Raw genomic sequence first — 6,736 nt, forward strand, 5'->3', positions numbered from 1 at the left:
ATCGGCGGAATCGCTGGGGGACAGCAAAACCGGACTGATTCAGCGGACCATGTTGCACCAGAGGCACGCTTTTCCGGCGCAGCCTGGTCGATCCACGACGTTTGCGTGTTCGGTTCGGTCGCAATATTGACCGTCGTTCACATCAATGACTGATCATCTGGGGCGGCGCCGCGTCCCAACGGGAGCGAGCGGCACGCCTTCACACACACTGATTTGGGCAACGGCTTAGTAATTGGTGGGCGCCGCTTCATTCGGGATGCCGTCGATCGGGCATTCGGCGGTACCGGGCGTCGCGCGCGTCATCGCCTCGACCATGTCCCGGGTGCCTTCGGGATCGGCGATCCAGTTCTTGTAGAAATCATAGGGGCAGACGGCGAGGCCGCGCGGGCTTTCGCCGGAATTGATCATGCCGGTGTAGCCGCGGTGGACCAGCTTGTAGAGATGGTTCTGCGACTGGCCGTTGCGGCGCGCATCGCGGATCAGATGCTTCGACAGCTGGGCATATTGGATGCCGTAGTCCTCCTCGCCGCACTCGCCGAGGGTGCGGCCGTCGAAACCGATGATCGCGGAGTGACCGAAGTAAGAATAGACGCCGTCGAAGCCGGCAGCGTTGGCGACCGCGACATAGACATTATTGGCCCATGCCATCGCTTTTGAAATCAGGATCTGCTGCTCCTTGGCCGGATACATGTAGCCCTGGCAGCGCACGATCAGCTCGGCCCCCTTCATGGCGCAGTCGCGCCAGATCTCCGGGAAGTTGCCGTCGTCGCAGATGATCAGGCTGACCTTCATCCCTTTCGGGCCGTCGGAGACATAGGTGCAATTGCCGGGATACCAGCCCTCGATCGGCACCCACGGCATGATCTTGCGGTACTTCTGCACGATGTCACCCTTGTCGTTCATCAGGATCAGGGTGTTGTAGGGCGCCTTGTGCGGATGCTCCTCGTGGCGTTCGCCGGTGAGCGAGAACACGCCCCACACCTTGGCCTTGCGGCAGGCCTCCGCAAAAATCGCGGTCTCTTCACCGGGCACCGCGCAAGCGGTCTCATACATCTCCTTGGATTCGTACATGATGCCCTGGGTGGAGTATTCCGGGAAAATCACCAGGTCCATGCCGGGAAGGCCGGTCTTCATGCCCACCACCATGTCGGCGATCTTGCGGGCGTTGTCGAGCACCTCGGCCTTGGTGTGCAGGCGCGGCATCTTATAGTTGACCACCGCGACGCCGACGGTGTCGTTGCTGCTGGAGATGTCACCGTGAAGCATTTGAATTGCTCCTCTACTCTGTTTGAGATTGCCGCGTGAATCAGTGACTGATCATCCAGGGCCGCGCGGTGGGAAAACCCTTGGCACCGCTCCTGGTCTTGGTCACCAGCCGCGCCGGCTTGTTCTTATCCGGCGCGTTCTTTGACGAATTCTTACCCGTGGAGCAGCAGCCGCAACCGGGGCCATGCGAGGCCTTGTATTGCGCCAGCGTCTGCGGCGCGTGCGTGCTGCGCTCGTTGGCGGCGTGAGCCTTGCGCGTCTCCGACGGCATGCAGAAGAAGTTCGGGGCGGTCAGAATCACGCGGGGCGCCATGATTTCACATTGCGGACAGGCTTGCGGATCGTCGCATTCGGCCATCGGGCGCATATCCTTGAACGGACCGCAATCGTCACAGAGATATTCATAGACCGGCATCGCATCATCCCTACGCTGTTGTCTGTGAGAGAACTGTCGCGGCGGATGCGGGGCGACAGATACGCCGTCTCGCATCCGGTCGCGCAGGGATTACTTGTCCGGCGATATCGGCATCTGGATATCGCCCTTGATGTGCTTGATCGGACCTGCCGAGGACGGCATCACGTCGAAGTCGAAGATTTCCGTCGGCAGCCATAGCGTGGCACAGGCATTGGGCACGTCGACGACGCCGGAGATGTGCCCCTGAACCGGTGCCGTACCAAGGATCGAATAGGCCTGGGCGCCGGAGTAGCCGAACTTCTTCAGATATTCGATCGCATTCAGGCAGGCCTGGCGGTAGGCGATGGTGACGTCGAGATAGTGCTGCTTGCCGGCCTCGTCGACCGAGATACCTTCGAAGATCAGATAGTCCTTGTAGTTCGGTGTGATCGGCGACGGCTTGAAGATCGGATTCTTGACGCCGTACTTCGCCATGCCGTCCTTGATCACCTCGACCTTCAGATGCAGCCAGCCGGCCATCTCGATCGCACCGCAGAAGGTGATCTCGCCGTCGCCCTGACTGAAGTGGAGATCGCCCATCGAGAGACCGGCGCCGGGCACGTAGACCGGGAAGTAGATCTTCGAGCCGCGCGAAAGGTCCTTGATGTCGCAATTGCCGCCATGCTCCCGCGGCGGCACGGTGCGCGCGCCTTCGGCTCCGATCTTGTCCTTGACCTCACCCTTGGCGCGGCCGCCATGAGCGGTCGGCGCGAACGGCGGATTGGCGAGGCCGGGCACACGGGTCGGATTGGTTGCGATCAGCTCGGCCTCGCGCTTGTTCCAGGTGTCCAGCATCTTCGGATCGGGGAGACAGCCGATCAGGCCGGGATGGATCAGGCCGGCGAAGTTGACGCCCGGAATATGCCGCGACGAGGTGTAGAGACCCTTGATGTCCCAGATCGACTTCTGCGCCAGCGGGAAATGATCCGTAAGAAATCCGCCGCCGTTCTGCTTGGAGAAGAAGCCGTTGAAGCCCCACATGCTCTCCTTCATCGGGCCAACGTCGAGCAGGTCGACGACGAGGAGGTCACCGGGCTCGGCGCCCTTGACGCCGATCGGGCCGGAGAGGAAGTGCACGATCGACAGATCGATGTCGCGCACGTCGTCGGCGGAATCGTTGTTCTTGATGAAACCGCCGGTCCAGTCATAAGTCTCGATGATGAAGTCGTCGCCGGGATTGACCCAGGCCACGATCGGAATGTCGGGGTGCCAGCGGTTATGCACCATGTCATTTTCATAGGCCGACTTGGTGAGATCGACCTTGATCAGTGTCTCTGGCATCGAGAAGCTCCCCTTTTACACGGTTGGTTAGACGGACAGATATTTCGAGACCTGCGCGGCATCGACGGCGCCGCGCGGATCATCACGGACGATCTCGCCGTTCTCGATCACCAGCACACGGTCGGCGATATCGAGCGCGAAGCTCAGGACCTGCTCGGACACGACGATTGAAAGCCCCTTCTCGTCGCGGATGCGCTTGAGCGTGCGCGCCATCTCCTTGATGATCGACGGCTGGATACCTTCGGTCGGCTCGTCGAGCAGCAGCACTTTTGGCTTGGTCGCCAGCGCACGAGCGATCGCGAGTTGTTGCTGCTGGCCGCCGGAGAGATTGCCGCCACGGCGGTCCTTCATCTCCAGCAGCACCGGAAACAGTTCGTAGATGTCACCGGGCACTTCGGCTCCGCCGGAGACCACGAGGCCGGTCTCGATGTTCTCCTTCACCGTCATGGTAGAAAAGATCATGCGGCCTTGCGGCACATAGGCGAGCCCCTTGGCCACCCGCTCGTAGCTCGGCAGGCTGCCGAGCTCGGCGCCGTCCATGGTCACCGAGCCACTCTTGGCCGGCAGGATCCCCATCAGCGATTTCATCAGCGTGGTTTTGCCCATGCCGTTGCGACCCATGATCGCCACGATCTCGTTGGGCGCGACTTTGACGTTGAGCCCGTGCAGCACCTCGCTCTGGCCGTAGGCGACGTGAAGATCAGAAATAGCCAGCATCGTCGCGCTCCTTAGTGACCGAGATAAACTTCGACGACCTTGGGATCGTTCTTCACCTTTTCCATGGTGCCTTCCGAGAGGATCTGGCCCTGGTGAAGCACGGTGACCTTGTGCGCGATGTCCTCGACGAACTTCATGTCGTGCTCGATCACGAGCACCGAGCGATTTTTGATGATGCGGTTGAGCAGCTCGGCGGTCTTGGTGCGTTCGGACACGCTCATGCCGGCGACGGGCTCGTCCAGCATCAGTAGGTCAGGATCCTGAATCAGCAGCATGCCGATCTCGAGCCATTGCTTCTGGCCATGACTGAGCTCGGAGGCATAGGTGTTGAGCTTGTCCTTGAGGAAGATCATCTCGGCAACCTCTCCGACGCGTGACCTCACCAGCTGGTCACGCTGGAACGTGAGTGAGCCGAATACGGTGCGGCCGCGCGGAAACGAGATCTCGAGATTCTCGAACACGGTGAGGTCTTCGAACACCGACGGCGTCTGGAACTTGCGGCCGACGCCGGCCTTGACGATCTCGTTCTCCTTCAGCTTGGTCAGCTCGGTCCCGCGAAACTGGATCGAGCCTTCGGTCGCCTTGGTCTTGCCGCAAATCAGGTCGAGCACCGTGGTCTTGCCGGCCCCATTGGGGCCGATGATGACGCGGATCTCGTTCTCCTCGACGTAAAACGAGAGATCGTTGACGGCCTTGAAGCCGTCGAAGGAAACCGTCAGCCCGGAGACCGCGAGCAGGAATTCCTTGGGCTGATGACCAACGAGCATGATGGTCTCCTCACTCTGCTGGTGCGCCGTCGGCAACCGAATTGTCGCTCCAGCCCGGCTTCTTGCGCGAGGCGAAAAGGCGGTCGACGCGCGGCTGCACATAGTCGGCCCAGAGCCCCGACAGGCCGTTCGGGAAAGCGAGCACGACCGCGATGAACAGCGCGCCGAGACCAAACAGCCAGAGTTGCGGAAAGGATTCCGACAGGCTGGTCTTGGCGAAGTTCACCAGAATGGCCCCCCATATCGCGCCAAAGATCGACATCCGTCCGCCGACCGCGGTGTAGATCACCATCTCGATCGACGGCACGATGCCGACAAAGGACGGCGACATGAAACCGACATTGAGCGCGAACATGGCCCCGCCGATCGCGGCGAAAACCGCGGCCATACAGAACGCAAAGATCTTGAAGTTGGCGACGCTGTAGCCGGAGAAGCGGACGCGGTCCTCCTGTTCGCGCATAGCCACCAGGATGCGGCCGAGCTTGGTCAGGCGGATGAACTGCGCGATGCCGATGCAGGCGAACAGCAGCACCACTTCGACGAAGTACAAGATGACCTTGGCGTGGTCGGGCCGGATGTCCCATCCCTTGAGGGTGCGCAGGTCGGTCATGCCGTTGATGCCGCCGGTGTAGCCCTGCTGGCCCACGATCAGGATGGTGAGGATGGCCGCCACCGCCTGGGTGATGATGGCAAAGTAGGTGCCGCCCACGCGCCGCTTGAACATCGCAGTGCCGATGATCAGCGCGAAGATGCCGGGGACCAAGATGATGGCGAGGATGGTGAAGGCGAGACTGTGAAACGGCTGCCAGAACAGTGGCAGTGACGTGATCTGATTCCAGTCCATGAAGTCCGGGATGCCTGGCGTCGACTGGATTTTGGTATTTTCGACGCTGGAGGCCTCCAGCTTGAGGAACATCGCCATGCAATAGCCGCCGAGGCCGAAGAACACGCCCTGCCCCAGACTGAGAATGCCGCCGTAGCCCCAGCACAGCACGAGACCGAGCGCGACGAAGGCGTAGGTCAGATACTTCGCGACGAGGTTGAGACGGAACACATCCAGCGAGAGCGGCAGGATGACGAACAGCACGGCGGCCAGCACGAGGAAGCCCATGAGCTCGGATCGATTGAAGAAGCGTGAGTTGATGACCATGACTTGCCTGCTTCTTGTTATTTGCGGACCTTGAGGGCGAAGAGACCCTGCGGCCGCAGCATCAGGATTCCGACAACGGCAAGCAGCGTCAGCACCTTAGCCATCGAGCCCGACAGGAAGAACTCGAGGGTGGATTGGGTCTGCGAGATTGAGAAGGCCGATGCGATGGTGCCGAGCAGGCTTGCCGCGCCGCCGAACACGACCACCAGGAACGTATCGACGATGTAGAGCTGTCCGGAGGTCGGCCCGGTCGAGCCGATCATGGTGAAGGCGCTCCCAGCGACACCGGCAATGCCGCAGCCGAGGCCGAAAGTGTAGCGATCCACCTTTTCGGTGTTGATGCCGACGGCACCGGCCATGATGCGGTTCTGCACGACGGCGCGCACCTGTCGACCCCAGCGCGATTTGTACATCACGTAGGCGACGCCGACAGTGATCAGGACGGTGAGGCACATCACGAAGACGCCGTTGATCGGCACTTCGATGCTGTCGGTCACGTGCAGCGAGCCGAGCATCCATTGCGGCAGCTCGACGCCGACCTCGCGCGCGCCGAACACGGAGCGATAGGCCTGTTGCAGGATCAGGCTGAGGCCCCAAGTCGCGAGCAGCGTGTCGAGCGGGCGCTTGTAGAGATGCCGTATCAGCACCCATTCCACCAGCATCCCCAACGCACCGGATGCGACAAAGGCCAGGATCATCGCGAGGAAGAAATAGCCGCTGAACAGGCTCGGCAAATAGGATTGGAAGAAGCTCGAGGTCATCCAGGTGACGTAGGCCCCAAGGATCATGAACTCGCCATGGGCCATGTTGATGACGCCCATCTGGCCGAAGATGATCGCAAGACCCAGCGCCATCAGGACGTAGACGGAGAACAGGATCAGTCCTGCAAAGCCCTGCATGACGAAGATGGAGCCAAGGTCACCAAGCGAGTAGTCGCCGAACATCGATGTCCTCCGTCGGGAAAGGGTCCCGGGGGGGGGGGGGGGGGGGGGGGGGGGGGGGGGGGGGGGGGGGGGTGGGGGGGGGGGGCGGGGGGGGGGGTGGGGGGGGGGGGGGGGGGGGGGGAGGCCGGGGGGGGGGGGGGGGAAAGGAGGGTTGGTG

General features: G+C 61.7%; 7 protein-coding genes. All 7 read right to left on the minus strand.

The window, feature by feature from the left end:
- Window positions 1–225 precede the first annotated feature (225 nt).
- Window positions 226–1,266, minus strand: coding sequence for an aliphatic amidase (locus AC0L23_RS08020; RefSeq protein ID WP_085348669.1), 1,041 nt, complete (start codon window positions 1,264–1,266; stop codon window positions 226–228).
- Between the two features lie 40 nt (window positions 1,267–1,306).
- Window positions 1,307–1,681, minus strand: coding sequence for an FmdB family zinc ribbon protein (locus AC0L23_RS08025; protein WP_018455946.1), 375 nt, complete (start codon window positions 1,679–1,681; stop codon window positions 1,307–1,309).
- A gap of 90 nt (window positions 1,682–1,771) precedes the next feature.
- Entirely contained in the window at window positions 1,772–3,001 is a 1,230-nt protein-coding gene (gene fmdA, locus AC0L23_RS08030) for a formamidase (RefSeq protein ID WP_007598072.1), read from the minus strand.
- A gap of 27 nt (window positions 3,002–3,028) precedes the next feature.
- Window positions 3,029–3,718 (minus strand): urea ABC transporter ATP-binding subunit UrtE, encoded by a 690-nt coding sequence (urtE, locus tag AC0L23_RS08035; protein WP_085348670.1) that lies wholly within the window; start codon window positions 3,716–3,718, stop codon window positions 3,029–3,031.
- An 11-nt stretch (window positions 3,719–3,729) separates the two neighbouring features.
- Window positions 3,730–4,485 (minus strand): urea ABC transporter ATP-binding protein UrtD, encoded by a 756-nt coding sequence (gene urtD / locus AC0L23_RS08040; protein ID WP_018455944.1) that lies wholly within the window; start codon window positions 4,483–4,485, stop codon window positions 3,730–3,732.
- Window positions 4,486–4,495: 10 nt separating this feature from the next.
- A complete protein-coding gene (gene urtC, locus AC0L23_RS08045; protein ID WP_018455943.1) occupies window positions 4,496–5,635 on the minus strand; it encodes an urea ABC transporter permease subunit UrtC in 1,140 nt (379 codons plus the stop codon).
- 17 nt (window positions 5,636–5,652) lie between these two features.
- Complete coding sequence (gene urtB, locus AC0L23_RS08050; RefSeq protein ID WP_018455942.1) at window positions 5,653–6,579, minus strand: urea ABC transporter permease subunit UrtB; 927 nt, start codon at window positions 6,577–6,579, stop codon at window positions 5,653–5,655.
- Window positions 6,580–6,736 lie beyond the last annotated feature (157 nt).

Source organism: Bradyrhizobium sp. MI1.4, assembly GCF_055811315.1.